This is a genomic window from Microvirga sp. Mcv34 (assembly GCF_024519725.1).
GTDB lineage: Bacteria > Pseudomonadota > Alphaproteobacteria > Rhizobiales > Beijerinckiaceae > Microvirga.
In genome coordinates, this window is the sequence record NZ_JALJRK010000013.1 from 68,187 (window position 1) to 92,518 (window position 24,332).

At 65.1% G+C, this 24,332-nt stretch carries 23 protein-coding genes; 11 read left to right on the forward strand and 12 right to left on the reverse strand.

Annotated features, from left to right (window positions below):
* The 5 genes from dprA to OC446_RS09935 form a co-directional block, all read right to left on the reverse strand.
* Positions 1–768 (reverse strand): DNA-processing protein DprA (gene dprA, locus OC446_RS09915; RefSeq protein WP_262028866.1); only part of this gene is annotated, 768 nt, incomplete at its 3' end.
* Positions 769–771: 3 nt separating this feature from the next.
* Positions 772–1,374: a glycerol-3-phosphate 1-O-acyltransferase PlsY gene (plsY, locus tag OC446_RS09920; protein ID WP_262028867.1), complete on the reverse strand. Its 603-nt coding sequence runs from the start codon at positions 1,372–1,374 to the stop codon at positions 772–774.
* 10 nt (positions 1,375–1,384) lie between these two features.
* Complete coding sequence (locus tag OC446_RS09925) at positions 1,385–2,680, reverse strand: dihydroorotase (protein ID WP_262028868.1); 1,296 nt, start codon at positions 2,678–2,680, stop codon at positions 1,385–1,387.
* Complete coding sequence (locus OC446_RS09930; protein WP_262028869.1) at positions 2,677–3,120, reverse strand: endonuclease domain-containing protein; 444 nt, start codon at positions 3,118–3,120, stop codon at positions 2,677–2,679. Before OC446_RS09930 ends, OC446_RS09925 begins: the two co-directional genes overlap by 4 nt.
* Positions 3,121–3,184: 64 nt before the next feature.
* Positions 3,185–4,132, reverse strand: coding sequence for an aspartate carbamoyltransferase catalytic subunit (locus tag OC446_RS09935; RefSeq protein WP_262028895.1), 948 nt, complete (start codon positions 4,130–4,132; stop codon positions 3,185–3,187).
* A 278-nt stretch (positions 4,133–4,410) separates the two neighbouring features.
* On the opposite strand from OC446_RS09935, the gene OC446_RS09940 reads away from it, so the two are divergent.
* The 3 genes from OC446_RS09940 to OC446_RS09950 all read left to right on the forward strand — a co-directional run bounded on the left by OC446_RS09940 (position 4,411) and on the right by OC446_RS09950 (position 9,388).
* Positions 4,411–6,048 (forward strand): isovaleryl-CoA dehydrogenase, encoded by a 1,638-nt coding sequence (locus tag OC446_RS09940; RefSeq protein WP_262028870.1) that lies wholly within the window; start codon positions 4,411–4,413, stop codon positions 6,046–6,048.
* 137 nt (positions 6,049–6,185) lie between these two features.
* Positions 6,186–8,891, forward strand: a complete 2,706-nt coding sequence (topA, locus tag OC446_RS09945) for a type I DNA topoisomerase (RefSeq protein ID WP_262028871.1) — start codon at positions 6,186–6,188, stop codon at positions 8,889–8,891.
* A 5-nt stretch (positions 8,892–8,896) separates the two neighbouring features.
* Positions 8,897–9,388: an MgtC/SapB family protein gene (locus OC446_RS09950; RefSeq protein ID WP_262028872.1), complete on the forward strand. Its 492-nt coding sequence runs from the start codon at positions 8,897–8,899 to the stop codon at positions 9,386–9,388.
* Here the strand turns inward: OC446_RS09950 and OC446_RS09955 are convergent.
* Positions 9,385–9,597: a hypothetical protein gene (locus tag OC446_RS09955; RefSeq protein WP_262028873.1), complete on the reverse strand. Its 213-nt coding sequence runs from the start codon at positions 9,595–9,597 to the stop codon at positions 9,385–9,387. The two genes, OC446_RS09950 and OC446_RS09955, sit on opposite strands and share 4 nt — an antisense overlap.
* 222 nt (positions 9,598–9,819) lie before the next feature.
* Between OC446_RS09955 and parE the strand changes: the two genes are divergently transcribed.
* Positions 9,820–11,880, forward strand: coding sequence for a DNA topoisomerase IV subunit B (gene parE / locus OC446_RS09960; protein ID WP_262028874.1), 2,061 nt, complete (start codon positions 9,820–9,822; stop codon positions 11,878–11,880).
* A 266-nt stretch (positions 11,881–12,146) separates the two neighbouring features.
* Here the strand turns inward: parE and OC446_RS09965 are convergent, their stop codons facing one another.
* Positions 12,147–12,344, reverse strand: a complete 198-nt coding sequence (locus tag OC446_RS09965; RefSeq protein WP_262028875.1) for a hypothetical protein — start codon at positions 12,342–12,344, stop codon at positions 12,147–12,149.
* A gap of 688 nt (positions 12,345–13,032) precedes the next feature.
* Between OC446_RS09965 and rnr the strand changes: the two genes are divergently transcribed.
* The 4 genes from rnr (at position 13,033) to rpmG (ending at position 16,903) form a co-directional block, all read left to right on the forward strand.
* Complete coding sequence (gene rnr / locus OC446_RS09970; RefSeq protein WP_410055051.1) at positions 13,033–15,357, forward strand: ribonuclease R; 2,325 nt, start codon at positions 13,033–13,035, stop codon at positions 15,355–15,357.
* 17 nt (positions 15,358–15,374) lie between these two features.
* A complete protein-coding gene (locus tag OC446_RS09975; protein ID WP_262028877.1) occupies positions 15,375–15,857 on the forward strand; it encodes a DUF983 domain-containing protein in 483 nt (160 codons plus the stop codon).
* On the forward strand, positions 15,799–16,560 hold the full coding sequence (locus tag OC446_RS09980) for an NUDIX hydrolase (protein WP_410055052.1): 762 nt from the start codon (positions 15,799–15,801) through the stop codon (positions 16,558–16,560). The genes OC446_RS09975 and OC446_RS09980 overlap by 59 nt, the downstream gene beginning before the upstream one ends.
* Positions 16,561–16,735: 175 nt before the next feature.
* Positions 16,736–16,903 carry a 50S ribosomal protein L33 gene (gene rpmG / locus OC446_RS09985; protein WP_009491004.1) on the forward strand — a complete coding sequence of 56 codons (168 nt, stop codon included), beginning with the start codon at positions 16,736–16,738 and terminating at the stop codon, positions 16,901–16,903.
* A 101-nt stretch (positions 16,904–17,004) separates the two neighbouring features.
* Here rpmG and OC446_RS09990 read toward each other — a convergent pair whose 3' ends face one another.
* The 3 genes from OC446_RS09990 to OC446_RS10000 form a co-directional block, all read right to left on the reverse strand.
* Positions 17,005–17,628 (reverse strand): hypothetical protein, encoded by a 624-nt coding sequence (locus OC446_RS09990; RefSeq protein WP_262028879.1) that lies wholly within the window; start codon positions 17,626–17,628, stop codon positions 17,005–17,007.
* A gap of 149 nt (positions 17,629–17,777) precedes the next feature.
* Positions 17,778–18,413, reverse strand: coding sequence for an SGNH/GDSL hydrolase family protein (locus OC446_RS09995; protein WP_262028880.1), 636 nt, complete (start codon positions 18,411–18,413; stop codon positions 17,778–17,780).
* Positions 18,414–18,479: 66 nt separating this feature from the next.
* Positions 18,480–18,743 carry a hypothetical protein gene (locus OC446_RS10000; protein WP_262028881.1) on the reverse strand — a complete coding sequence of 88 codons (264 nt, stop codon included), beginning with the start codon at positions 18,741–18,743 and terminating at the stop codon, positions 18,480–18,482.
* 192 nt (positions 18,744–18,935) lie between these two features.
* Here OC446_RS10000 and OC446_RS10005 point away from each other — a divergent pair, with 192 nt between their 5' ends.
* The 3 genes from OC446_RS10005 to OC446_RS10015 all read left to right on the forward strand — a co-directional run bounded on the left by OC446_RS10005 (position 18,936) and on the right by OC446_RS10015 (position 21,450).
* Complete coding sequence (locus OC446_RS10005) at positions 18,936–19,118, forward strand: hypothetical protein (RefSeq protein WP_262028882.1); 183 nt, start codon at positions 18,936–18,938, stop codon at positions 19,116–19,118.
* A gap of 73 nt (positions 19,119–19,191) precedes the next feature.
* Positions 19,192–20,310 carry an FUSC family protein gene (locus tag OC446_RS10010; RefSeq protein WP_262028883.1) on the forward strand — a complete coding sequence of 373 codons (1,119 nt, stop codon included), beginning with the start codon at positions 19,192–19,194 and terminating at the stop codon, positions 20,308–20,310.
* A 69-nt stretch (positions 20,311–20,379) separates the two neighbouring features.
* Positions 20,380–21,450 carry a linear amide C-N hydrolase gene (locus OC446_RS10015; RefSeq protein WP_262028884.1) on the forward strand — a complete coding sequence of 357 codons (1,071 nt, stop codon included), beginning with the start codon at positions 20,380–20,382 and terminating at the stop codon, positions 21,448–21,450.
* Between the two features lie 67 nt (positions 21,451–21,517).
* On the opposite strand, the gene OC446_RS10020 is transcribed toward OC446_RS10015, so the two are convergent.
* Positions 21,518–22,084 (reverse strand): DUF1993 family protein, encoded by a 567-nt coding sequence (locus tag OC446_RS10020; RefSeq protein ID WP_262028885.1) that lies wholly within the window; start codon positions 22,082–22,084, stop codon positions 21,518–21,520.
* Positions 22,085–22,231: 147 nt separating this feature from the next.
* On the reverse strand, positions 22,232–24,070 hold the full coding sequence (locus tag OC446_RS10025) for an adenine deaminase (RefSeq protein ID WP_262028886.1): 1,839 nt from the start codon (positions 24,068–24,070) through the stop codon (positions 22,232–22,234).
* Between the last annotated feature and the right edge of the window lie 262 nt (positions 24,071–24,332).

Genomic DNA, 24,332 nt, shown 5'->3' on the forward strand with positions numbered 1-24,332 from the left:
ATCGAGGGGAGAGCCGGGAACGGCGAAGACCTCCCGCCCCTGCTCCAGGGCGAAGCGCGCCGTGATGAGCGAGCCGGAGCGGCGCGCCGCCTCGACCACGACGACACCGTAGGAGAGCCCGGAGACGATCCTGTTGCGGCGCGGAAAGTCGCGCCCGCGTGGCTCCCAGCCCATCGGCATCTCGGACACCACCGCCCCGCCCTGTTCCACGATGGCGTGCAGCAGCGGCTCGTTCTGGGCTGGATAGATGCGATCGTGCCCGCCGGCCAGCACGGCCACAGTCCCGGTGTCCAGGCTTGCCTTGTGGGCCTTGGTGTCGATCCCGCGGGCCAGCCCCGACACGACGACGTAACCCGCCTCGCCGAGCTGGCGCGACAGGCGCTCCGCGAAAGTCAGGCCGGACGCGGAGGCGTTCCGCGATCCGATGATGGCGACCGAGGGCCGGGCCAGGATGGTGGCCGAGCCGCGAACGGCGATCAGGGGCGGGGCCGTGTCGACGGCCTTCAGGGTCTTCGGATAATCCGGCTCGCCCATGGCGATGAAACGGACGCCGAGGCGCGCGGCGGCGGCCATCTCCTTTTCGGCTTCCGCCCGGGTGCACACCTTCAGCATCAGGCGCCCGCCGCGACGGGCGAGGTCCGGCAGCGCCTCCAGGGCGGCGGCCGCGCCGCCATATTGGTTCACCAGGGCCCGGAAGGTGCGCGGGCCGACTTTCTCTGACCTTATGAGGCGAAGCCAATCGAGACGCTGCTCATCGGTCAGAATCATGAATTATCCCTTCTGTCCGATCTTGCCCTCGGCTCCGGCAAGCAGGCGGCTGATGTTCTGGCTGTGCTTCCACCAGAGCAGCGCCACAAGGATGATCGCCACGCCGGCCATGCCGGGCTCCCCGAGCAGCCAGAGAACGACCGGCGTCGCCGCGCTGGCGATCAGGGCCGAGAGCGAGGAGTACTTGCTGACGAAGGCCACGCCGAGCCAGATCAGGCAGAAGATCAAAGCCGCCAGCGGCTTGAGGCCGATCAGCACGCCGATGAAAGTGGCAACGCCCTTGCCGCCCTTGAACTTCAGCCACGCGGGGAAGAGGTGACCCAGAAAGGCCCCGAGGGCGGCAACGATGGCGAAATGCGAGCCCCATTGCGCGGCGATCAAAACCGCGACGGTTCCCTTCAAGGCATCGCCCAGCAAGGTAGCGGCCGCAAGCCCCTTCCGGCCTGTGCGGAGAACGTTCGTGGCCCCAATATTGCCAGAGCCGATCTTGCGTACATCGCCTAAGCCCGCCATGCGGGTGAAGATGAGCCCGAACGGGATCGAGCCCAGGAGATAGCCGAAGATCAGGGCGGCGAGCAGCTGCAGGAGGTTGGCTTCGTCAGACATTCATCTCTCGTTACATCGTATCGCGCTGAAAAACCACCCTGCCCGCCACCATCGTCGTGGAAACTTGGCCTTCAAGGCGCGCCTCGTCGAAGGGCGAATTCTTAGAGAGCGACCTGAGCTGGCGCTTGTCGAGCACGTAAGGCGCATCGGGATCGAAGACGATGAGATCGGCCGGCGCGCCGACGCTCAGGCGGCCGCCGGGAAGTCCCAGGATTTCGGCCGGTCTCGTGGACAGTGCCCGCAGGAGTCTGGGCAGGCCGACGCGCCCCTCATGGACAAGGCGCAGGGCGGCCGACAACAGCGTCTCGAGCCCCACCGCCCCGTCGGCGGCCTCGGCGAAGGGCAGCCGCTTGGTCTCGACATCCTGCGGATTATGGTCCGACACGATCACGTCGATGGTGCCGTCGGCCAGCGCCTCGATCATCGCCTGCCGGTCGTCCTCGTGGCGCAGGGGTGGCGAGAGCTTCATGAAAGTGCGGTAATCGCCGATATCGTTCTCGTTCAGCGCCAGGTGATTGATGGACACGCCGCAGGTGACCGGCAGCCCCTTCGCCTTCGCGGCCCGGACGATCTCGGCCGAATCGGCGCAGGAGATCATCGCCGCGTGGTAGCGCCCTCCGGTGAGGCGCACGAGTCGGACGTCCCGTTCCAGCATCACCGTCTCGGCCTCGCGCGGGATGCCGGGCAATCCGAGCCGCGAGGCGAACTCGCCCTCGTTCATCACGCCCTGCCCGACGAGGTCGGGATCCTCCACGTGATGCACGATCAGGGCGTCGAAATCCCGGGCATAGGTGAGCGCGCGGCGCATGACCTGGGCGTTCGTGACGGAGCGGGCCCCGTCCGTGAACGCGATGGCGCCCGCCTCCTTGAGGCGGCCGATCTCCGCCATCTCCTGCCCCTCCAGTCCCTTCGTCAGGGCGGCAGCCGGGCAGATATTGATCATGGAGGTATCGCGCGCGCGGCGTACGATGAAATCGATGACAGCCGGATCGTCGAGCACCGGGTTCGTGTCGGGCATGGACACGACCGTCGTCACTCCGCCCGCCGCAGCCGCCTCGCCGGCGCTCTTCAGCGTCTCGCGATAGGGACCGCCCGGCTCGCCGATGAAGGCGCGCATATCGATGAGGCCGGGAGCGAGCACCTGGCCCGCACAATCGATCACCTGCGCGTCGGCCGCGTCCGTCACCTGCGGACCGAGAGCCTGGATCACGCCATCGCGCACCAGTATGCCGCCGCGCTCCTCGCGGTCGCTGGCAGGGTCGATGAGGCGGGCGTTCTTGAAGAGGATGGGACGATCAGACGTCATGGAACACCTTGTTTCCCTCTCCCCTCTGCGGGAGAGGGTGGCCTGCGAAGCAGGTCGGGAGAGGGGCCGAGTTCGGCTTCAATCGCTTGGCGCACGGAGTCAAGAACGAGATTTCCGTTGCCTAGCATCAGATCGTTGGAAAAGCGGAGCACCTGGAAACCCTGGCTCCGCAGGAAAGCATCGCGGCGCTCATCATGCGCCCGTCGTTCGGGGGTGTCGTGGGGAGTGCCGTCCAGTTCCACAATCACCCTGGCCTCGGCACAGAGAAAATCGACGATATAAGGCGCGATGGGCACCTGCCGCTTGAACTTGTAGCCATGGAAGCGGCCGGCCCGGACCTGCTGCCAGAACAGATCTTCCGCCCTCGTCGGAAGCGAGCGCTGCTCCTTGGCGAAGGAACGGAGCCCTGTCGACACCCTGTTCTTACGCTTCTCGTCCACTGCCCCTCTCCCGGCTCACTCCGTTCGCCACCCTCTCCCGCTGAAGGGGAGAGGGTTAAGTGCCTCACCTGTTCGGCAGATGGCTCGCCAGAGCCTCCAGCACCGCCATGCGCACGGCGACGCCCATTTCGACCTGTTCGCGGATCAGGGATTGAGCGCCGTCCGCGACATCCGAGGAAATCTCCACGCCCCGGTTCATCGGGCCCGGATGCATCACGAGCGCGTCGGGCTTGGCGAAGGCGAGCTTCTCCTGGTCGAGCCCGTAGAAGCGGAAATACTCCTTCACGGAGGGCACGAAGGAGCCGTTCATACGCTCGCGCTGGAGACGCAGCATCATGACGATGTCCGCGTCTCTCAACCCCTCCTCCATGCTGGTGAAGGTCTCGAAGCCGAGACGCGCGATGCCGGGCGGCAGCAGTGTCGAGGGCGCGACGAGGCGCACACGGGCTCCCATGGCGGCGAGCAGGATCATGTTGGAGCGCGCCACGCGGGAATGCAGGATGTCGCCGCAGATCGCCACGGTGAGGCCGGCGATGCGCCCCTTGTTGCGGCGGATGGTCAGCGCGTCGAGCAAGGCCTGCGTCGGGTGCTCGTGAGCGCCGTCGCCCGCATTGACCACCGAGCAATCGACCTTCTGGGCGAGCAGGTGCACCGCGCCGGCCGCGTGATGGCGCACGACGATGATATCGGGCCGCATGGCGTTCAGCGTCACGGCGGTGTCGATCAGGGTCTCGCCCTTCTTCACCGAGGACGAGGCGACCTGCATGTTCATCACGTCGGCGCCCAGGCGCTTGCCGGCGATCTCGAAGGACGATTGCGTGCGGGTGGAGGCTTCGAAGAAGAGGTTGATCTGTGTCCGGCCGCGAAGGCTGGACTTGCTCTTCTCGATCTGGCGGCTCACCTCGACCTGCTCATCGGCGAGATCGAGAAGTGCCTGAATGTCCAAGGGAGACAGCCCCTCGATTCCGAGGAGATGCCGGTGGGGAAAAATGGATTGGGGGGCGTCACTCATCTTAAAGCGATGGCTATAGGCGCTCCGGGAAACGGCCGCAAGCCGCCATTCTCCGGCTTTTTTCCCTCCCCCTTGCGGGGAGGGATCGAGGGTGGGGGTCGGGCGGTCGAAGCGCCAGCTTCGGGAGGAAGACATGGGGGCCGCTACAGCGCCTCACTCGGTAACCATTCACTACATGGCACCACCCCCACCCTACCCCTCCCCGCAAGGGGGAGGGAATCCTGTTGGAGGGGCAGGAGCGCACTATAATTGAGGCTGCGCATTCCAGGGGTCGCGCCATGTCGCCCGTCCATGACACCCACGAGGTCTTCAACCAGACGCCGCCCTTCGGCGACGTGAACCTGATCGCCTTGAACCGCCCCCTGCTCGACGCCCTGAAGGCGAACGGCGTCGCTGCGGAGGCGGAAGGGCTCATGGCCTTCGGCGATGCCTGGGGTTCGGCGGAGCGTCTCGACATCGGCCGGCTCGCCAACGAGAACCCGCCGACGCTGCGCACCCATGATGCAAGGGGCTACCGGATCGATGCGGTCGAGTTCCACCCGGCCTATCACGTGCTGATGCGCGCCAGCATGGTGGACGGGCTCCATGCCTCGACCTGGAACGAACTCAGGAACGAAAACGCCCATCTGGTCCGGGCGGCGAGGCTCTATACGGCGGCAGGGGTCGAGAGCGGGCATGTCTGCCCGATCACCATGACCCATGCGTCGGTCGCGGCGCTTGCCGCCTCCCCGGCCCGGCTCGCGGAATGGCTGCCGCGGATCCGCTCGCGGGACTACGATTCCCGCTTCATCCCCTTCTGGGAGAAGACGGCCGTGACCATCGGCATGGGCATGACCGAAAAGCAGGGCGGCAGCGATGTCCGGGCGAATACGACCCGGGCCGCCCACAAGGCCGGGGACGAATACGCGCTCACGGGGCACAAATGGTTCATGTCCGCGCCCATGTGCGACGCCTTTCTGATGCTCGCCCAGGCTCCCGGCGGGCTCACCTGCTTCCTCGTTCCCCGCTTCCGCCCGGACGGCTCGCTCAACGCCCTGCGCCTGCAGCGGCTGAAGGACAAGCTCGGCAACCGCTCGAACGCCTCCGCGGAGGTCGAGTTCGAGGACGCGTTCGCCTGGAGGATCGGCGAGGAAGGCCGCGGGGTGCGCACCATCATCGAGATGGTTCAGCTGACGCGCCTCGACTGCGCCGTAGCCTCGGCTGGCCTCGTTCGGATGGGGCTGGTGCTCGCCATGCATCATGCCCGCCACCGCAGCGTCTTCCAGAAGAAGCTCATCGACCAGCCGGCCATGCGGATGGTGCTGGCGGACCTCGCCCTCGAGAGTGAGGCCATGACGGCGCTCGCCTTGAGGACGGCCCACAGCTTCGATCTGGCCCCAAGCGACCCGCATGAGGCGGCCCATGCCCGGCTCGTGACCCCGGCGGCCAAGTTCGGCATCTGCAAGGCGGCTCCACGCCTCCTTTATGAAGCCATGGAATGCCTCGGCGGCAACGGCTACGTGGAAGAGAGCGCCCTGCCCCGGCTCTACCGTGAGGCTCCGGTCAACGCGATCTGGGAAGGCTCGGGCAACGTGATCGCCCTCGACATCCTTCGTGCCGAGAACCGGGAGCCGGAGGTCGCCGCATCCGTCCTGGAGCGCCTGATGGCGGATGTCGCCGGTCTTCCGGGAGCCTCGGAGACCGCCCGGGACATCGTCCTGGCCCTCCAATCCGCCGACGCCGAGGCGAAGGCGAGGTTCGTGGCTGAACGGCTCTTCTCCCTCGCGGCGACGGCGGCCCTGGCCCGCTCCGCCCCGGCCGAAATCACCCAGGCTTACGCCCTCACCCGCTTGGCCAGCCCTCCGCGGATGATCGGCGCCAACGACCTCGGGCAGGCGGTGGATCCCTTGCTGGAGCGGGCCCTCGCAGCCATATAGGGACGGTACGTACAAGTCCGATTTGACTTGTCAGCGATCATCAACCACTTATCCCGCCCTGCGACAGTCCGGGGCCGACCGTCGAGTCTGCCCTGTCCGCAGGGCCTCCGTCTGCTCCCGCTTTTAGGAACTCGTTCATGAAAGTCCTCGTCGTCGAGTCGCCTGCGAAGGCCAAGACGATCAACAAATATCTCGGCAAGGATTACGAGGTCCTGGCCTCCTTCGGGCATATCCGCGATCTGCCCGCCAAGGATGGATCGGTCGACCCGGATGCCGATTTCCGCATGATCTGGACGTTGGAGGACCGGGGCTCGAAGCGGATTTCCGAGATCGCCAAGGCGATCAAGGGAGCCGAGAAGCTCATCCTGGCCACCGACCCGGACCGCGAGGGCGAGGCGATTTCCTGGCACGTTCTGGAAGCTTTGCGGGAAAAGCGCGTGCTCAAGGACCTGCCGGTCGAGCGCGTGACCTTCAACGCCATTACCAAGGACGCCGTCCAGACCGCCCTGCGTCAGCCGCGCCAGATCGACCAGGCGCTCGTCGATGCCTATCTGGCCCGCCGGGCTCTGGACTATCTCGTCGGCTTCACCCTGTCCCCCGTGCTCTGGCGCAAGCTGCCCGGCGCCCGCTCGGCCGGGCGCGTTCAGTCGGTGGCCCTGCGCCTCGTCTGCGACCGTGAGCTCGAGATCGAGACCTTCAAGCCGCGGGAATACTGGTCCCTGATCGCCACGCTGGCCACCAAGGACGGCGCGGTGTTCGACGCGCGCCTCGTGGGCGCCGACGGCAAGAAGATCCAGCGCCTCGACATCGGCAACGGCCAGGACGCGGAAGCCTTCAAGAAGGACCTGGAGCTCGCGACCTTCTCCGTCGCGAACATCGAAGCGAAACCCGCCAAGCGGCACCCCTACCCGCCCTTCACCACCTCGACCCTGCAGCAGGAGGCCTCGCGCAAGCTCGGCCTGGCGCCGGCTCAGACCATGCGCATCGCGCAGCGGCTCTACGAGGGCGTGGATATCGGCGGCGAGACGGTCGGCCTCATCACCTATATGCGTACGGACGGCGTTGACATGGCGCCGGAGGCCGTTCAGTCAGCCCGCCGGGTGATTGGCAAGGAATACGGCGACCGCTACGTGCCGGGCGCCCCGCGTAAATACACGACCAAGGCCAAGAACGCGCAGGAAGCGCACGAGGCCATCCGCCCGACGGACATGGGCCGCCTGCCGAAGCAGGTCGCGAAGTACCTGGAACCCGAGCAGGCCCGTCTCTACGACCTGATCTGGACCCGCACCATCGCGAGCCAGATGGAATCGGCCGAGCTGGAGCGCACCACGGCCGACATCGCGGCCCAGGTCGGCCCGCGCAGGCTCGACCTTCGCGCCACCGGTCAGGTGATCAAGTTCGACGGCTTCCTCACGCTCTACAACGAGAGCAAGGACGACGAGGCGGACGAGGACGAGGGCCGTCTGCCCCCGATGAAGGCCGGCGATCCCCTGGAGCGCCGCCGCATCAACGCGAGCCAGCACTTCACCGAGCCGCCGCCGCGCTACTCGGAAGCCTCCCTGGTCAAGCGCATGGAAGAGCTCGGCATCGGCCGTCCCTCGACCTACGCGGCCGTTCTGCAGACCCTGCGCGACCGCGAATACGTGAAGATCGAGAAGAAGCGGCTCGTGCCCGAGGACAAGGGCCGTATCGTCACGGCCTTCCTGGAAAGCTTCTTCCGCCGCTACGTGGAATACGACTTCACCGCGGACCTGGAGGAGCAGCTCGACCGGATCTCCAATTCGGAGATCGACTGGAAGCAGGTGCTGCGCGACTTCTGGCGCGATTTCTCCGCCGCCATCGGCGAGACGAAGGATCTGCGCATGACCGAGGTGCTCGACGCTCTCAACGAGCTGCTCGGGCCCCACATCTTCCCCGACAAGGGCGACGGCTCGAACCCGCGCACCTGCCCGACCTGCGGCACGGGCCAGCTTTCGCTCAAGCTCGGCAAGTTCGGCTCCTTCATCGGCTGTTCGAACTATCCCGAGTGCAAATACACCCGCCAGCTCGCCGCCAGCGGCGTCGAGGGCGAGGGCGACGGCTCGTCGGAGAACGGTGGCCAGCCCGGCGTGAAAGTGCTGGGCACGGATCCGGAGACGGGCCTGGAAGTCACCCTGCGCGACGGCCGTTTCGGCCCCTTCGTGCAGCTCGGCGAAGGCGAGAAGCCCAAGCGCTCGTCCCTGCCGAAGGGCATGACGCCCGCCCAGGTCGACCTGGAGAAGGCCCTGAAGCTCCTGGCGCTGCCGCGTCAGGTGGCGACCCATCCGGAATCAGGCGAGCCGATCCTGGTGAGCATCGGCCGCTACGGGCCTTACGTCCAGCACGGCAAGGTCTACGCCAATCTCGGCCCCGGCGACGACGTGCTGGAGATCGGCGCCAACCGCGCCATCGACCTGATCGTCACCAAGGAGAGCGGCGGAGGCGGCGGACGTCGCGCCGCCGATCCGGGGCGCTCCCTGGGCGATGACCCGGAATCCGGCAAGCCCATCGTGGTGAAGGCCGGCCGCTTCGGCCCCTACGTGACCGACGGCGAGACCAACGCCACCCTGCCCCGCGCCATGGCGGCGGAGGCGGTGACGCTGGAAGAGGCGGTCGAGCTTCTCAAGGCCCGCCGCGCGGCCGGACCGTCGAAGAAGGCTGCCCGCGGACGCAAGGCTCCGGCCAAGAAGGCGGCTGCCGCCAAGGCTCCGGCGGCCAAGAAAGCCGCCACCAAGACGGCGGCGAAGACGGCTGCCAAGAAGCCCGCCGCCAAGAAAACGGCCGCCAAGAAGGCCGCGCCCAAGAAGACGGCCAAGGCCGGCTGATCCCCATGCGGGAATGGCTGTCCTGGCTGTCCGTGGAATATGCCGACCAGATCGAGATGACTCTGCGCCTCTGCGGCGCGGCCGTTGCCGGAATGATGGTGGGCATAAACCGGGACATCCGCGACAAGCCCATCGGGATGCGGACCCTAGGGCTCGTCGCCCTGGGCTCCGCGATCGTGATCCTGTCGGGGTCGGCTTATGAAAGGCTGCACTTCGATCAGGCGGCGGTGAGCCGCGTCGTGCAGGGCATCATGACGGGCCTCGGCTTCCTGGGCGCAGGCGCGATCCTGCGCAACCGGGACCGGATGCAGGTGCACGGCCTGACGACCGCCGCGACCGTCTGGATTGCGGCGGGCCTCGGTATCGCGGCGGGCCTGGGCGCGTGGTTCGTCACCATCGCCGGCACGCTTGTCACCCTGTTCCTTCTGATTGTCGGCAAAGGAATCGAGGATTGGCTTGTCACGCTTTTCGGCGGAGACAAGAATTCCGACGGTTAGAAAAGGAAGCTGAAGCCCAGAACGGCGACCGCCGCCATAGAGAGCCAGACGAGACTGGACCCGTAGGACCGCTGGGCCACAGGCGCGGTGTCCGGCTCTTCGAAGGCGAAGGCCTCACCCGCATTGCGCGCGGCGCGGTCCAAGTGAAGCTTCTGTGCCGGTGTCACAATCGTCCGCGTCGTCACGCCCGTCTCTCCCGCTAAGCTCATGCTTAACACTTCCAACGTGAATGGAATTTAAACAGTTCCCCATGACAACCGGAAGACATCCTTTCGTGGAAAACGCTGGTAACCTTTATAGCGTAGCCTGATTATCGAATTTATGGATTGCGACGACAGACTGCCCTTTTCGTTTCCGTTTTGTTCTCGTATAAAAACGGAATGAGAAATAGTGTAAAGAAACGCGAATCATCATCTCGGACCAAGGTCCCAATGACAGACAATGACGATCTCTTCGGAGGCGGCGGGCCCAAGCGCGCCGCGCCCGCCTCGGCCCGCACCGCCGCCGTCAAGGTATCCCGCGCTGCGCCCCCTCAGGGCACACCGGGGGAAGCCGGCTATGACGCGTCCGCCATCGAGGTGCTGGAGGGGCTCGAGCCCGTCCGCCGCCGTCCCGGCATGTATATCGGCGGAACGGACGAGAAGGCCCTGCACCACCTCTTCGCCGAGGTGATCGACAACTCCATGGACGAGGCGGTCGCCGGACACGCGACCTTCATCGAGGTGGAGCTGGAGGAAGGCGGCTGGCTCTCCGTGACCGACAATGGCCGCGGCATCCCGGTCGACCCGCATCCGAAATTCCCGAAGAAGTCGGCCCTCGAAGTCATCATGACCACGCTCCACGCGGGCGGTAAGTTCGATTCGAAGGTCTACGAGACCTCGGGCGGCCTGCACGGCGTCGGCGTTTCGGTCGTGAACGCCCTCTCGGAGATCCTCGAGGTGGAAGTGGCGCGCGGGCAGCAGCTCTACCGCCAGGTGTTCTCGCGCGGCATCCCGCAGGGGAAGCTGGAGACCGTCGGGCGCGTCCTCAACCGGCGCGGCACCAAGGTGCGCTTCAAGCCCGACTGGCAGATCTTCGGCAAGGACGCCCATTTCCAGCCCCGCCGCCTGTTCAAGATGGCGCGCTCCAAGGCCTATCTCTTCGGCGGCGTGGAGATTCGCTGGAAATGCGCCGCTTCCCTGATCGAAGGTGCCGAGAACGTCCCGGCCGAGGCGACCTTCAAGTTCCCGAACGGCCTGAAGGATTACCTGCTCCACGACATCGAGGGGAAGGAACTGGTCACGGACCAGCTCTTCTCCGGCAAGATCACCAAGCCCGGCAGCCACGGCTCGCTGGAATGGGCGGTCGCCTGGATGACCAACGAGGACGGGTTCTCGATCTCGTACTGCAACACCGTGCCGACCCCCGAGGGCGGCACGCACGAGAACGGCTTGCGCATCGCGCTCCTGCGCGCGCTTCGCGAACATGCCGAGCGCGTCGGCCAGTCGAAGCGCATGGCGGCCGTGACTACCGACGACGTGATGGCCACCTGCGCGTCCATGCTCTCGGTCTTCATCCGCGAGCCGGAATTCCAGGGCCAGACCAAGGACAAGCTGGCAACGGTCGAAGCCGGTCGCATTGTCGAGAACGCAATCCGCGACACGTTCGACCATTGGCTCGCGGCGGCGCCGCAGCAGGCCAACAAGCTCCTCGACTGGGTGATTGACCGGGCCGAAGAGCGCCTGCGCCGCCGCCAGGAGAAGGAGGTCGCCCGCAAGACCGCGACCCGCAAGCTACGCCTGCCCGGCAAGCTGGCGGATTGCTCCAATGCAGGCGCCAAGGGTTCCGAGCTGTTCATCGTCGAGGGCGACTCGGCGGGCGGCTCCGCCAAGCAGGCCCGCGACCGCGCCACCCAGGCCGTGCTTCCGCTGCGCGGAAAAATTCTGAACGTGGCCTCCGCGGGCCGGGAGAAGCTGCACCAGAACCAGCAGCTCTCCGACCTCGTCCAGGCTTTGGGCTGCGGCACGGGCTCCCATTACAAGGATTCCGACCTGCGTTACGAGAAGGTCGTCATCATGACCGACGCGGACGTGGACGGCGCCCACATCGCCTCGCTGCTCATCACCTTCTTCTACCGGCAGATGCCCCGACTCATCGACGGCGGCCACCTCTACCTCGCGGTCCCGCCCCTCTACCGGCTGACGCAGGGGTCGAAATCGGCCTATGCCCGCGACGACGCCGACCGGGAAAGGCTCATGAAGACGGTGTTCAAGGGCAGCGGCAAGGTGGAGATCGGACGCTTCAAGGGTCTTGGCGAGATGCTCCCGGCCCAGCTGAAGGAAACCACCATGGACCCGAAGAAGCGCCTGCTCCTGAAGGTCGTCGTGGAGGCCGAGGACAAGCCGGAAGCCAGCGACGCCGTGGAGCGCCTGATGGGCAACAAGCCCGAAGCCCGCTTCGCCTTCATCCAGGAGCGCGCCGCGTTCGCGGACGAAGCGGATCTGGATATCTGAACTTTATATCATTAAAGTCCCAGCGCAGAACTATCCGCATAAGGTAGGCCATGCGCTGGGCTTTTGTTTTCATCAGTTGGTGCCTGCTCCAAGGAACACCGACCGCAAATGATCGGCTCGAGCCGATCAAGACCTGCTCTCTCAAGAGACTTTCGGAACCAGTCCTTGTCTCCAGGCCCTTATGCGCCGAGAGCCACTGCGTGGATCTGGGCAGAAGCCGAGCGATCTGCAAATGCTTGCCTCAGAGCGATGATCAGCCCTCTACGCTACTCTACATCCAGGACGACATGGTCGTTCAGCAATGGCCCGCTGAAACGTATATCGGTCAGACCGACGACTTTCACGTTCTGAGCGGCGATCTGAGAGCAGATGGCCATCCCCTTTGGATTATCGCCAATCGCGAACTCTCCTCGCAAGGGATTGGGATCCATTTCTGGAGTCTTCACGTCCTCGATCCAGTCCATCCTGAGCGACCGCCCATATCTTGGTCCGTCTCGGACTTTGGCCCTGGCAGTTTTGCCCGACCTCAAGGTCGCCATCGAGCTGGATGCGACATACTCGTCACGGATTGGATTGAAGGCTATGACCTAAGGCGTGGTAGCGGACTATATTTCGTAGGAACTTGGTTTCGCTTGGGTCTCAAGGACCTGGAGAACTACCCTAAACGGCGTTCCCGCTTGCGCCGCTATCTCTACTCATTCGAGTCAGAGCGCGCTGTCAGCGAAGACGACGCTCCTCAGCGCTATCTGGGCTCCCCTGCCCAGTGGCTCCGACCAGGCAAAGCCCGTCCGATTACGTCGAAAATTCGCCTTGATGAAAAAGCGATTGGCCCCCGACTGAAAAGAATCATTCTAAAATAAGTGCTTTAAATCAGTAACTTATATGAATTCCGGTAAAATTCTAAAATTTCTTGAGAAAAATTTGGAACCATCCCTGCTTCCGTACGTTTTATAAACTCACCGGCTCATTCTGCCCCCACGGGCCGGTACCTCAAAGGCTCCGACATCGGGGCCTTATTTTTTGGTCGCGTGGCCACGCCACCGCATGGATCTCTTCCTTCATCCAGGCGTCATCAAGGATGCCGAGCGGGGCGGACTAGCCGCGGCCATGCTCGCATGCGACAAGGTCCTGCGAAACCGACGAGTTTATCCTTTGGTCAAACGTTCGAAAGCCGCCCCATCGGCCACCCTGCCCTCCCGCGAGGAGGTCGTATCCTTCATCACCCATGCCCAGGGCAAGGTGGGCAAGCGCGAGATCGCGCAGCGCTTCGGAATCAAGGGCAGCGACCGTATCTGGTTGAAGCAGATCCTCAAGGATCTGGAGGTCGAGGGTGTCGTCGACCGACGCGGCAAGACGGTCCACAAGGCGGGTCAGCTGCCGTCCGTCGTGCTCGCGGACATCACCAAGCGGGATCGGGACGGAGAGCTGATCGCCGTTCCAACCGAATGGGACGAGGAGGAGCACGGCCCCATCCCGACCATCATCCTCGTGGCGCCCCGCAAGCCCCGTCCCGGCATGCCCGTGGCGGGCGTCGGCGACCGGGCCCTGCTGCGGGTCGACCCACTCCAGCCCGGCGACATCCACCGCTATTCCGGTCGAGCGATCAAGATCATCGCCAAGAAACAGGCGCAGGTGCTCGGCCTCTTCCGGGCTCTGCCCGAGGGCGGCGGGCGGCTCGTGCCCGTGGACAAGAAAGCCCGTGACCAGGAACTGCAGATCAGGCCGGGCGACGAGGGCGGAGCGCAGGATGGAGACCTCATCTCCGTGTCCGTCGTGAAGCACGGGCGCTTCGGCCTGCCCACCGCCAAGGTGAAGGAGCGGCTCGGAACGATCAAATCGGAGAAGGCCGTCAGCCTGATCGCGATCTACGCGCACAACATCCCCAACGAATTCCCGAAGCCGGTGCTCGAAGAGGCCGAGAATGCGAAGCCCGCCGTGCTGGACGGCCGGGAGGATTGGCGCGCCCTTCCCCTGGTCACCATCGACCCACCGGACGCCAAGGATCACGACGACGCCGTGCATGCGGTTCCGGACGAGGATCCGAACAACCCGGGCGGCTACATCCTCACCGTGGCGATCGCCGACGTGGCGGCCTATGTGCGCCCCCGCTCGGCCATGGACAGGGAGGCGCAGGAACGCGGCAATTCGGTCTATTTCCCCGACCGGGTGGTTCCGATGCTGCCGGAGCGGATCTCCAACGACCTGTGCTCCTTAAGGCCCCGGGAGGACCGCCCTGCCCTGGCGGTCCGCATGGTGATCGGCGCCGACGGGCGAAAAATCCGCCACAGCTTCCACCGGGTCATGATGCGCTCGGCCGAGAAACTGTCTTATCAACAGGCCCAGGCCGCCATCGACGGCAGGCCCGACGACGTGACGGGGCCGATCCTCGACACGATCCTAAGGCCGCTCTGGGCCGGGTACGAGCTGGCGAAGAAGGCCCGCGACACTCGCGAGCCGCTGTTCCTCGACCTGCCCGAGCGCAAGATCGTGCTCAAGCCCGACGGCACTGTCGACCGGATCTTCGTGCCCGAGCGGCTGGAGGCGCACAAGCTCATCGAGGAGTTCATGATCCTCGCCAACGTGGCGGCGGCCGAAAGCCTGGAGAAGGCTGAAAGCGACTTGATCTACCGCGTCCATGACGAGCCTTCGCTCGAAAAGATGCGCGCCCTGAGCGAGGTCCTGGCCTCCATCGGCCTGAAGGTTCCGACCCAGGGTGCCCTGAGACCGGAATTGTTCAACCGCATCCTGCGCAGCGTCGAGGACACGGAGCATCAGCTCTTCATCAACGAGGTGGTGCTGCGCTCCCAGTCCCAGGCCGAATACTCGGCGGAGAATTACGGGCATTTCGGCCTGAACCTCCGACGCTACGCCCACTTCACCTCGCCTATCCGCCGCTATGCCGATCTCATCGTGCACCGCGCCCTCGTCGCCGCCCTCAACCTCGGCAAGGACGGGCTGCCGCCCGACACCACCCGGGCCGAGCTGGTCGAGATCAGCGCCAAGATCTCGGCCGCGGAGCGCCGGGCCATGGCGGCGGAGCGTGAGACAATCGACCGCCTGATCGCACACTTCCTCGCCGACCGGATCGGGGCCACATTCGAGGGACAGATCTCGGGCGTCTCCAAAGCGGGCCTGTTCATCAAACTGATCGAGACCGGCGCGGACGGCTTCGTCCCGGCGGCCACGATCGGGGACGATTACTACCGCTACGACGAGCGGACCCATTCCATGCGCGGCGACGATACGGGTGAAACCTACCGGCTCGGCGACAAGGTGGAGGTGAAGCTGGTCGAGGCGGCTCCGGTCGCCGGCGCGCTGCGCTTCGAGATCCTGACAAAGGGCCGCGTCACCGGAAGGAGCGGGCCGTCCAGGGGTGGCGCGAAACGCCCGCCGCGCGGCTTCAAGGCTGGCAAGGCGCCGCCCCCTAAGGGTCGCGTCCCGACCCGCGTGAAGGTCAAGCGGCGCGGCCGCGCCTGACGTTTGAGGAACAGAGAATGTCTTTGATGATCGAGACGCCGAATACGACCCTGACGGAGGACGTGAAGGCGATACCGGCCATGAAGCGCGGCTTCCTCGGCCATTGCCCGGCCTGCGACAAGGGCAGGCTGTTCGGCCGATTCCTCAAGGTCGTGGACCGTTGCGACGCGTGCGGAACGGAGTTCCACCACCACCGGGCCGACGACCTGCCGCCCTATATCGTGATCTTCCTGGTCGGCCACCTGATCGGTTATGGGATCCTCATGACCGAGACGAAGCTCGAGATGCCCATGTGGGTGCATCTGGCGCTCTGGCCGGCCCTGACGCTGATTCTCTGCCTCGCCCTGCTCCAGCCCGTGAAAGGCGCTGTCGTGGGGCTGCAATACGCGCTAGGGATGCACGGCTTCGGGGCAGCCCGAGCCAGGAAGAACGCCGACGAGGATGACGCCCGTGACGGACACCGAGACCTTGGCGAGGATCGATCGCCTCGTTTCCAGTGAAACCAATCCCAAGCTCCCGACCCTCCGTCCCGTCGACGCCGCGACCCTCATCATCATCGACCGCAAGGGCAGAAGCCCGAAGGTCCTCATGGGAAGGCGCCACGAGGGCCTGAAGTTCATGCCCCGAAAATTCGTCTTCCCGGGCGGAAGAATCGAAACCGGGGACCGGTCCATGACCGTAACCGGCGCCCTTCACCCGCGCGCCGAGCAGGCCCTGATGGCCCGCGTCACCCGCCCCTCGACGCAGCGCAGCCGCGCCCTGGCGCTCGCGGCGATCCGCGAGACCTTCGAGGAGACCGGGCTCCTGCTCGGGACCAAGGATTACGGCGCCCCCGAGCGCGCGCCAGCCGGCACCGCCTGGACGACCTTCCAGGAGCGCGGCATCTTTCCCGATCTGGAGGCGCTGCACTTCATCGGTCGGGCCGTCACACCGCCCAAGCGTGTCCGGCGCTTCGACACCCGCTTCTTCGCCGTGGATCGAACGGCCATCGCCGAGGAGGTGGAGGACGTGGTCGGGCCTGAGGCGGAACTCGTGGAGCTCGCCTGGGTCACCATCGCGCAGGCCAAGGCCCTGGACCTGCCTCCGATCACGACCGTGATTCTGGACGAACTGGAGGCCCGGATCGCAGCCGGATTCGGTCATCAATTGCCGGTGCCCTTCTATTATCAGCAGCGTGGCCGGTTCGTGCGGGAGCTGCTATAGGGACCTCCCGGTCATTCCTGACCGAAGCATCGAAGAAACCACCCTCCGCCCTTGACTGATCTGCGATAATCAGGCAATGGAACCCCACGATTTTCCGGCCGGGTTCGCCCGGCCTTTGCGTTTCGGCCATGCCGTGGGCCAACCGAGCGCCTGAACCGAATAAGAGGTCCCGACCATGGCCAAAGCCGCAACGATCAAAGTGAAGCTCGTCTCCACCGCCGACACGGGCTATTTCTATGTGACGAAGAAGAACTCGCGCACGATGACCGAGAAGCTCAACCTGAAGAAGTACGATCCGGTCGCGAAGAAGCACGTCGAGTTCAAGGAAGCCAAGATTAAGTAAAGCTTCCCGGCACAGCCGATCAAACAAAAAACCGCCCCTCATCAGGGCGGTTTTTTGTTTGATCGAGTCGCGAGGCGCCGGTTCGGCTGCCCCGGCTCGATTTAACGATAAACTCCGTCCACCCTGCGGACCCGGTGGACCTCGCGCCGGGTGACGGAGCCGGTGGTCACGACGTCACGGCGGACCGGGCGGGCGACGCGGGTCTGGTCGCGATAGACGACCCGCGTGGCGACACGCGGCTGACGATACACAACCCGGGTCGCGACGCGCGGCTGCCGGTAGACGACTCGGGTCCGGTAGACGGGCTCGCGGTACACGACGCGGGTCCGATAGGCCGGAGCCGGCTGGTAGACGACCCGGGTCACGGGAGCGGAGTAATAACCGTAACCGGGGTAGCTATAGGCCGGGTAGTTGTAGGCTGCGGGATAGCCGTATCCGTAGCCATAGGCCGGGTATCCGTAGGCCGGATACGAATAGGCCGGGGCCGTTGCCGCCGCGGTCAGGAGGCCGCCGAGAACGGCTCCGCCGACGAGGCCCGCAGCGACCGCGCCGCCATTGTTCCAGCCGCCGCCACGGTAATAGCCAGGATAGTAACCGCCGCGCCATCCGCCGCCGTTCCATCCGCCACCACGCCATCCGGCGCCGCGCCAGTGCTGGGCGTCGGCGGCACCGACACCTGCCAGTGTAATGGCTGCAACTCCGGCCACCAAAGCTAATTTCTTCATAGTCAACCTCTTGAGAAGAGACGAACCGAAATCCATTGACATCAATTCGCAACATGAACTCCGGTTCGGAGCTTGGCCGAATATTTGATGACTATTTTGAATACTCACATCTATTTCTGACAATTTGTTCATTTTCACGCGATCATTCTCTAGCGGGCGTACACCTGCGAGCGCGGAAAGATGGTGTTCCCCGCCACCACCTGGGCGATCGCGGCCGCGATCTTGTCTCCGCCTGTGGCCGAGGGTTCGATGGGGTTGGCGTAGTCGTCCGGCTCGTCGCAGATCAGCCTGAGATCAACGAGAGGGAGACGACGAGCGAAGCACTCCCGCATGATGACATCGTTGAAGATCGACAGGGCCGTAACCACGAGGCGCTGCTCGTCCGGATCGGGAAAACGGGCGTCGTAGATGGTGCAGAGCGCGGTTGGAAGGCGCCGCGTCAGAACGGCGTCCAGCATCGCGCGGTAATTGCGGGCGAACTCGTCACGTATATCCGCCAGCCGGGCCATGACCTCGGCGACGGAGCGGGCGGGCTCTCGCAAAATCCCGCTGTGGCGCAGGGCGTCATTGCCTCCGGCGCTGACGACCAGATGAGTCGCGTCGGCCGGAGCCCGGGCGATCTGCGGCCAGATCCCGGTCGTGACGGCGCCGTCGACCGCGCACAAGGTGGCCTTCCACCCGCCCGGCAATCTGGCCTGGACCTGAGCCACCACATTCGGCTCGCCGGTCCGCACATAGGCCCCGTTGTCGAAGATGCTGTCGCCCAGCAGAACGATGTGACCCATCGGGTTCTCCTCTGGCGCACCAACAGAGCGGGAAGTGGGCTGGTTCCTGGCACCGCTCGTGACGCCTCAGGCGGAGCCAGGGTCGCCGGGCTGGAGGAAGGATCTGAAATGGCCGAGCCATGAGGCGAGCCAGGCGTCCAGGGCGGCTTTGGCTGCCTGCTCCGTGGGGCCGTAGCCCCAAGCATCCTCCTGCAGCGGGGTCGACCAGATCCAGAACCGATTGCTCCCGTCATAGGCCACGCTTCCGACCTCGATAGGGCCGACGAACCCGACATGGCGGTTGAGCGGCACACCCGCGACCTGATCCTGCTCCCATCGAATTCTGCTCATTCACGGTTCCGCCGTTCGCCCGTCGACACTCGCGAACTAGCGCATCGTGCGAAAAAGTGGACCCGCGTCTCACCGACGCGTTCGTCCAGACCCGAATCCGGTCTGCGCTCTTCAACGAGCAGAGAACCGGGAAAGCTCGGTTGACGGTCGCTCCCGACAGGCGCAGCATCGGAGCCGCCAAGGGAGGCGTCCATGTTCGAGCAGGTCGTCGAAGTGAGTGAGGCGTTCCGTCAAAGCGCGCAGCAGATGCAAGGATCGCTCCATATGGCCCTGAAGGGCTGTCCCCAATGCGGGACAAAGCAGGTAATCGCTTCGCCCGATCTCGGCCTCTGCGAGGAATGCGGCTCAGAGCTGGCCGTTCTGCCGCGCGAATAGGCCCGTCGAAGGCCGGACTTTTCCATAGCGAGCTTCGTCTGCCACCCTCTATGCTCTCCGCCCGGAGAATCGCATGGCATCGCCTGGGTGGATGGAACGCATCGGCGACCGCATCGGGGCACGTTCCGCCGAGTGGAAGCTGGCGCTGCGCGTCACCATCGCGGGCACGCTAGCTTATGTAGTCACCCGGATCCTCGACCAGCCGCAGGGCTACTGGGCCGTGATCACCGCCGTGGTCGTGATGCAGGCCAGCGTCGGCGCGTCGCTCAAGGCCGCCGTCGAGCGTTTCAGCGGCACCCTGGCCGGAGCCATCTATGGCGGCCTCGTCGCCGCCTTCGTCCCCCACAACTCCCCCTTGAGCCTGGGGATCGCCATCGTGGTGGCCCTGTTTCCCCTGGCGCTGCTCGCCGCGATCAAGCCGGCATTCCGGGTCGCGCCGATCACTTCGCTGATCATGCTCCTGCCCCCGACCGGGCAGGCTATCGGCCCCCTCGCCTCCGCCTTCGACCGGGTGCTGGAGATCACCCTCGGCAACATCGTGGGCGTCGTCGTCTCACTGTTCATCCTGCCGGCCCGAGCGCATGTCCTGCTGACGGAGGCGGCCGCCCGGGTCGTGTCCCTCAATGCGGAGCTGTTCTCCGTTTTCATCGCGGAACTGACGGCGAGCCCTCAAGGGCGGTCGGCTCTCCAGAAGCTCCATCCGCAGATCCGCGCCGCCCTGAAGAAGGCCGAGGCGGCCGCCGAGGAGGCGACGCGGGAGCGCAAGAGCCACCTGACCGAGGCGCCCGATCCGGAGCCGTTGATCCGCACCCTCTACCGGGTCCGCCACGACCTCGTCATGATCGGCAGGGCCTCGTCGAGCCCCCTGCCCGCACCGGCGCGGGACAAGCTGGCCCCTTCGCTCATGACCCTGCACGAGGCGACGCAGAGGCTGCTCCTGGACCTCGCCCAGGCGCTGCAACACCGCAAGGTTCCCCCTGAACCGACGGCCTTCGAGGAGGCTCTGAATGCATTCAGCACCGAAGCTGAAGGACTCAGGACCGATGCTCTCATACATGAGCTGCCCGGAAAGACCTTTGGGCAGATCTTCGCCCTCGGCTTCGCCTTCGAGCAGTTCCGGCAGGATGTCGGAGACCTCCTGGAACGGGCTCATGAACTGGCCGGGCGACCGGCCGGCGAAACGGCGGAATGAGCACGGACAAACTCCCGCCTCTCTGGGGGCTTAGATTACCAGGCTGGGCGGGATAGCGAGGACGACGCCATGCACCACCGGAACAGACCAGCTGCAAGACCGCTCATTGCCGGGTTCCTGGCAGCCCTTCTGGCAGGTGCGCCGGCACCCGCCTGGGCCTGTACGCGGCTCGTCTATCTCGGGCCGAGCGACAACGTGATCACCGCTCGCTCCATGGACTGGAAAAGCGACATCGCGACCAATCTCTGGATCTTCCCGCGCGGCATGGAGCGAAGTGGCGAGGCCGGTCCGAACTCACTGAGATGGACGTCGAAGTACGGAAGCCTGATCGCCTCGGGCTACGACATCTCAACGACCGACGGCCTGAACGAGGCGGGGCTTTCGGCCAATGTGCTCTGGCTCGTGGAATCCGAGTACCCGACATTCGACGGGTCGAAGCCGGGGCTCTCGATCGCCGCCTGGGCGCAATACGTCCTCGACAATTTCGCGACCGTTCAGGAGGCCGTCAGCGCCCTGGAGGCCGAGCCGTTCACGATCGTCACCGATTACGTGCCGGGCGAGAACCGGTTGGCGACGCTGCACCTGTCGATGTCGGATGCGTCGGGCGACAGCGCCATCGTCGAATATATCGACGGCAAGCAGGTGATCCATCACGACCGGACATACCAGGTCATGACCAACTCGCCGGTTTTCGAGCAACAGCTCGCCCTGAACGCGTATTGGAAGGAGATCGGCGGTACCGTAATGCTGCCGGGAACCAACCGCTCGGCCGACCGCTTCGCGCGGGCCTCGTTCTATGTGAATACGATCCCTAAGGAAGAGAACGCCAATCTCGCCCTGGCGAGCGTCTTCAGCGTTATCCGCAACGTGTCGGTGCCCTACGGCATCACGACGCCCGACCAGCCCAACATTTCATCCACCCGCTGGCGCACGGTCGCGGACCATCGACGCAAGCTGTATTTCTTCGAATCCGCCCTGACGCCGAACACCTTCTGGGTCGATCTCAAGGCCATCGACTTCTCGCCTGAAACAGGCCGCGTGAAGAAGCTCGATCTCGGCCCGAACCAGAACCACACGTTCTCCGGCGATGCGACGCGGGAGTTCAAGGACGCAGAGCCCTTCAGGTTCCTGGGGATCTAGGCCCGGGGGGCGGGCGGTCGCAGCGTTAGAGTGGCCACGGCTCTTTTACGCGAGACCAAAACTCGGCTCAGACTGAACGGGTGCGCAGCCGCCCCTCGTAATCGCGTTTACCGAGCGGTACGCCTCGCGAGCGCAGAATGTTGTATGCGGTGACGGCGTGGAAGTGAAAATTGGGCAGAGAGAACGAGAGCAGGAAGGTCTCGGACGTAAACGCCAACGCCCGCGGGGCCCAGATCGACGTGGAGGCATTCTCCTCGTCGACCGGTCGAAAGAGGTCGATGTCCAGATACCTGCCGGACGAGTTGTTGACCTCATCGGGGGTGAACGCCTCCAGCGCTGTGGCTGCCCGGCCGACCATGGCCCGCAGATCGGCGAAAGGCATTGCGCCAACCAACGGCGGTGGAGCGAACACGCCGGTCTTCACAGCCTCCACCCCCCACACTGCATGATGCGTCAAGGCCTCGATCTGGAAGTGGAAAGGGGCCATGTCGGGGAAGAGGCGAGCCTGCACAAGCTCTTCCAGGTCGGCGCCAGTCTCGGCGCAATGTCGCGTCGTGCGGTCGAGGAAGGTTCCGACAGCGCTCACGGTTTGCAGGAAGGTCGGTACGCTGAGGTCGTAGAGTGATATCCGCATCGCCTTCCTCTATCGCGCGATTTGGGAGGACTACGGCTTAAAGCATCGGACGCAAAAATCGGAACCGGCTTTGCGTGTTAAGATGCGTCAAACCAACAAATTCGAGCCTCGGACGTGAGTTCGATTTCACGTCCGAGGCTCTGGCACTCACTCGTAAAGCGGCACCAGCTCCATTTCCGGCACGAGCACGAGCCCCTTATCGGTGATGCGGATCTCCGGGATGACGGAGAGCGGGATGAGGTTGAAGCCCATATAGGGAATCTTGCAGCCCGCTCTCTCCCAGGCGGCCTTCAGGGCCCGTGTTTGCTCCGCCACTTCCGTCACGCGCTTGTCGGAGAGAAGGCCAGCGATCGGAAGCGGCACCATGGCGACGACCTTGCCCTGATCCACGACGCAGACGCCGCCCTGAGCCTCGACGATGGCATCGAGGGCCACCTGCATGTCGCCCTCGTTCGTGCCCGCCACGATCAGGTTGTGGGAATCGTGCCCGACGCTGCTCGCGACCGCGCCACTCTTCAGGCCGAAATCCTTGAGCAGGCCATGGGCGATCCGGTCGCCGTCCGAACGGCCATGGCGTTCGATGACCGACACGAAGGTCAGGTCGTTCTTGGACAGCAGCGTCTCCCAATCCTTCTCCGGCTGGAGCTGCACCTTGTCGTGGAAGAGCACGATGCCGGGCAGCGCCACGCGGATCACGTTGGCCGTGCAGGCCGCTGCGGGCAGCTCGGGAATGAGCTTAGGACGTTTCGAGACATGGACCGTGCGATAGGCCTCGGCGGGATAGCGGTAACGGTTCGACAGGGCTTGATCGAGCAGCGGCGTGATCTTTCCACCTTCCACCACCAGTTCGCCGCCATACCATGTGTTCTGCACTTCGAGCTCGTCGTTGAGCAGCACCACGTCGGCGCGGCGGCCGCCGCCGAGCCCACCGATCTCCCCTTCCATGCCGAAGCGCGTGGCCGGATGAAGCGAGCCCATGCTCCAGGCCTGCTCACGGCTCATGCCGGCGCGGCGGGCTTCGCGGGTCACCCAATCCATGCCGAACATCATGAGATCGTCCGCATCGCGGTCATCCGTGCAGACGCAGATGCGCTTGTGCGAAGAGCCCAGCTCCGTGATGGTCTTGATGGCCTCGGGCAGCGAATGCCACGGCGTCGTCGGTGGGCCGCCGCGCAGGAAGATCCACACGCCTGCATCGAGCAGATCGTCGGCGATGTCCCGGTCGATGGCCTCATGGGTATCGGTGACGCCGCTCGCTGCATAGGCGGCCACGAATTCACGGCCGTAGATGTGGCCCGAGACCGGCTTGCCGCGTTCCAGGGCCGCGGCGAGGATTGCGTGGCTGCGCTCGTCGCCCATGGTGACCGGCACGAAATCCATCTTCTCGCCGAGCGCCGCCGCCTCCGGCCAGCGGTCGAACAGGGAAGCGATCTTGTCCGGCGTGAGGTCGCCGCCCGCCGTCTCCAGCTCCGGCGAGGTGGCGGGCACGGTGCTCGGCACCGTCAGGAAAATGGAGAGCGGGGCATGGCGGGCATCCTCCAGCATCATCTCGATGCCGGCTGAATCCATCACGTTGCCGATCTCGTGGCTGTCGCAGAAGATCGTCGTCGTGCCGTTGAGCAGCGCCGCCTCCGCGTAGGCGCAGGCCGTGACCATGCTGCTCTCGATATGGATATGCGGATCGACGAGGCCCGGAGCAACGATGCCGCCCTTCGCATCGTAGACCCGTCCCGGCGTCCCCTTGACCTGCCGGTAGGCGCCGGCCGGCTTCACCGCCGCGATGCGGCCGCCGGCGACCCAGATCTCCCGCTCCGGGGCGATGCGCTCGCTATAGGTCGAAAGCACACGGGCGCCCGTGATCACCAGATCGGCGGGTGTCCGCCCCGACGCCACGTCCGCGAGGCGCCGGGTGAGCGTCCACAGGGGCGACACGGAAAAGCGGGTCAGCGCCGTCTTGGGCGGCAGCGAAGGTGTGCGATGGTCCATGATCCCTCATCCCGTTAGGTCAGTTTGTCCAACTTAGAGCATCGAAGGCCGAAGTGGGCAGCGGTTTTGCATCAATGGATGCGTCAAACCAAGAAGTTGAAGCGGCGTGAGGTTGATCTCACGTCCGATGCTTTGGCGGGGCGGCTCGAGAACCACCGCCTGGACCGGGCCTGAAAGCCGCCCTGTGCCATGAACAGGTTTTCTGACGGCCAAGCTTGGCTAAAGTAGGAACGCAAGCCGATTCGGCCAACGCTCCCGCCAT

What these genes read in the sequence shown, in the direction of transcription:
- plsY (WP_262028867.1), bottom strand. Translation starts at nt 1,374, where the DNA reads ATGTCTGACGAAGCCAACCTCCTGCAGCTGCTCGCCGCCCTGATCTTC.
- OC446_RS09925 (WP_262028868.1), bottom strand. Translation starts at nt 2,680, where the DNA reads ATGACGTCTGATCGTCCCATCCTCTTCAAGAACGCCCGCCTCATCGAC.
- OC446_RS09935 (WP_262028895.1), bottom strand. Translation starts at nt 4,132, where the DNA reads ATGAGTGACGCCCCCCAATCCATTTTTCCCCACCGGCATCTCCTCGGA.
- OC446_RS09940 (WP_262028870.1), top strand. Translation starts at nt 4,411, where the DNA reads ATGTCGCCCGTCCATGACACCCACGAGGTCTTCAACCAGACGCCGCCC.
- topA (WP_262028871.1), top strand. Translation starts at nt 6,186, where the DNA reads ATGAAAGTCCTCGTCGTCGAGTCGCCTGCGAAGGCCAAGACGATCAAC.
- OC446_RS09950 (WP_262028872.1), top strand. Translation starts at nt 8,897, where the DNA reads ATGCGGGAATGGCTGTCCTGGCTGTCCGTGGAATATGCCGACCAGATC.
- OC446_RS09955 (WP_262028873.1), bottom strand. Translation starts at nt 9,597, where the DNA reads ATGAGCTTAGCGGGAGAGACGGGCGTGACGACGCGGACGATTGTGACA.
- parE (WP_262028874.1), top strand. Translation starts at nt 9,820, where the DNA reads ATGACAGACAATGACGATCTCTTCGGAGGCGGCGGGCCCAAGCGCGCC.
- OC446_RS09965 (WP_262028875.1), bottom strand. Translation starts at nt 12,344, where the DNA reads ATGGACTGGATCGAGGACGTGAAGACTCCAGAAATGGATCCCAATCCC.
- OC446_RS09975 (WP_262028877.1), top strand. Translation starts at nt 15,375, where the DNA reads ATGTCTTTGATGATCGAGACGCCGAATACGACCCTGACGGAGGACGTG.
- OC446_RS09980 (WP_410055052.1), top strand. Translation starts at nt 15,799, where the DNA reads ATGACGCCCGTGACGGACACCGAGACCTTGGCGAGGATCGATCGCCTC.
- rpmG (WP_009491004.1), top strand. Translation starts at nt 16,736, where the DNA reads ATGGCCAAAGCCGCAACGATCAAAGTGAAGCTCGTCTCCACCGCCGAC.
- OC446_RS09990 (WP_262028879.1), bottom strand. Translation starts at nt 17,628, where the DNA reads ATGAAGAAATTAGCTTTGGTGGCCGGAGTTGCAGCCATTACACTGGCA.
- OC446_RS09995 (WP_262028880.1), bottom strand. Translation starts at nt 18,413, where the DNA reads ATGGGTCACATCGTTCTGCTGGGCGACAGCATCTTCGACAACGGGGCC.
- OC446_RS10000 (WP_262028881.1), bottom strand. Translation starts at nt 18,743, where the DNA reads ATGAGCAGAATTCGATGGGAGCAGGATCAGGTCGCGGGTGTGCCGCTC.
- OC446_RS10005 (WP_262028882.1), top strand. Translation starts at nt 18,936, where the DNA reads ATGTTCGAGCAGGTCGTCGAAGTGAGTGAGGCGTTCCGTCAAAGCGCG.
- OC446_RS10010 (WP_262028883.1), top strand. Translation starts at nt 19,192, where the DNA reads ATGGCATCGCCTGGGTGGATGGAACGCATCGGCGACCGCATCGGGGCA.
- OC446_RS10015 (WP_262028884.1), top strand. Translation starts at nt 20,380, where the DNA reads ATGCACCACCGGAACAGACCAGCTGCAAGACCGCTCATTGCCGGGTTC.
- OC446_RS10020 (WP_262028885.1), bottom strand. Translation starts at nt 22,084, where the DNA reads ATGCGGATATCACTCTACGACCTCAGCGTACCGACCTTCCTGCAAACC.
- OC446_RS10025 (WP_262028886.1), bottom strand. Translation starts at nt 24,070, where the DNA reads ATGGACCATCGCACACCTTCGCTGCCGCCCAAGACGGCGCTGACCCGC.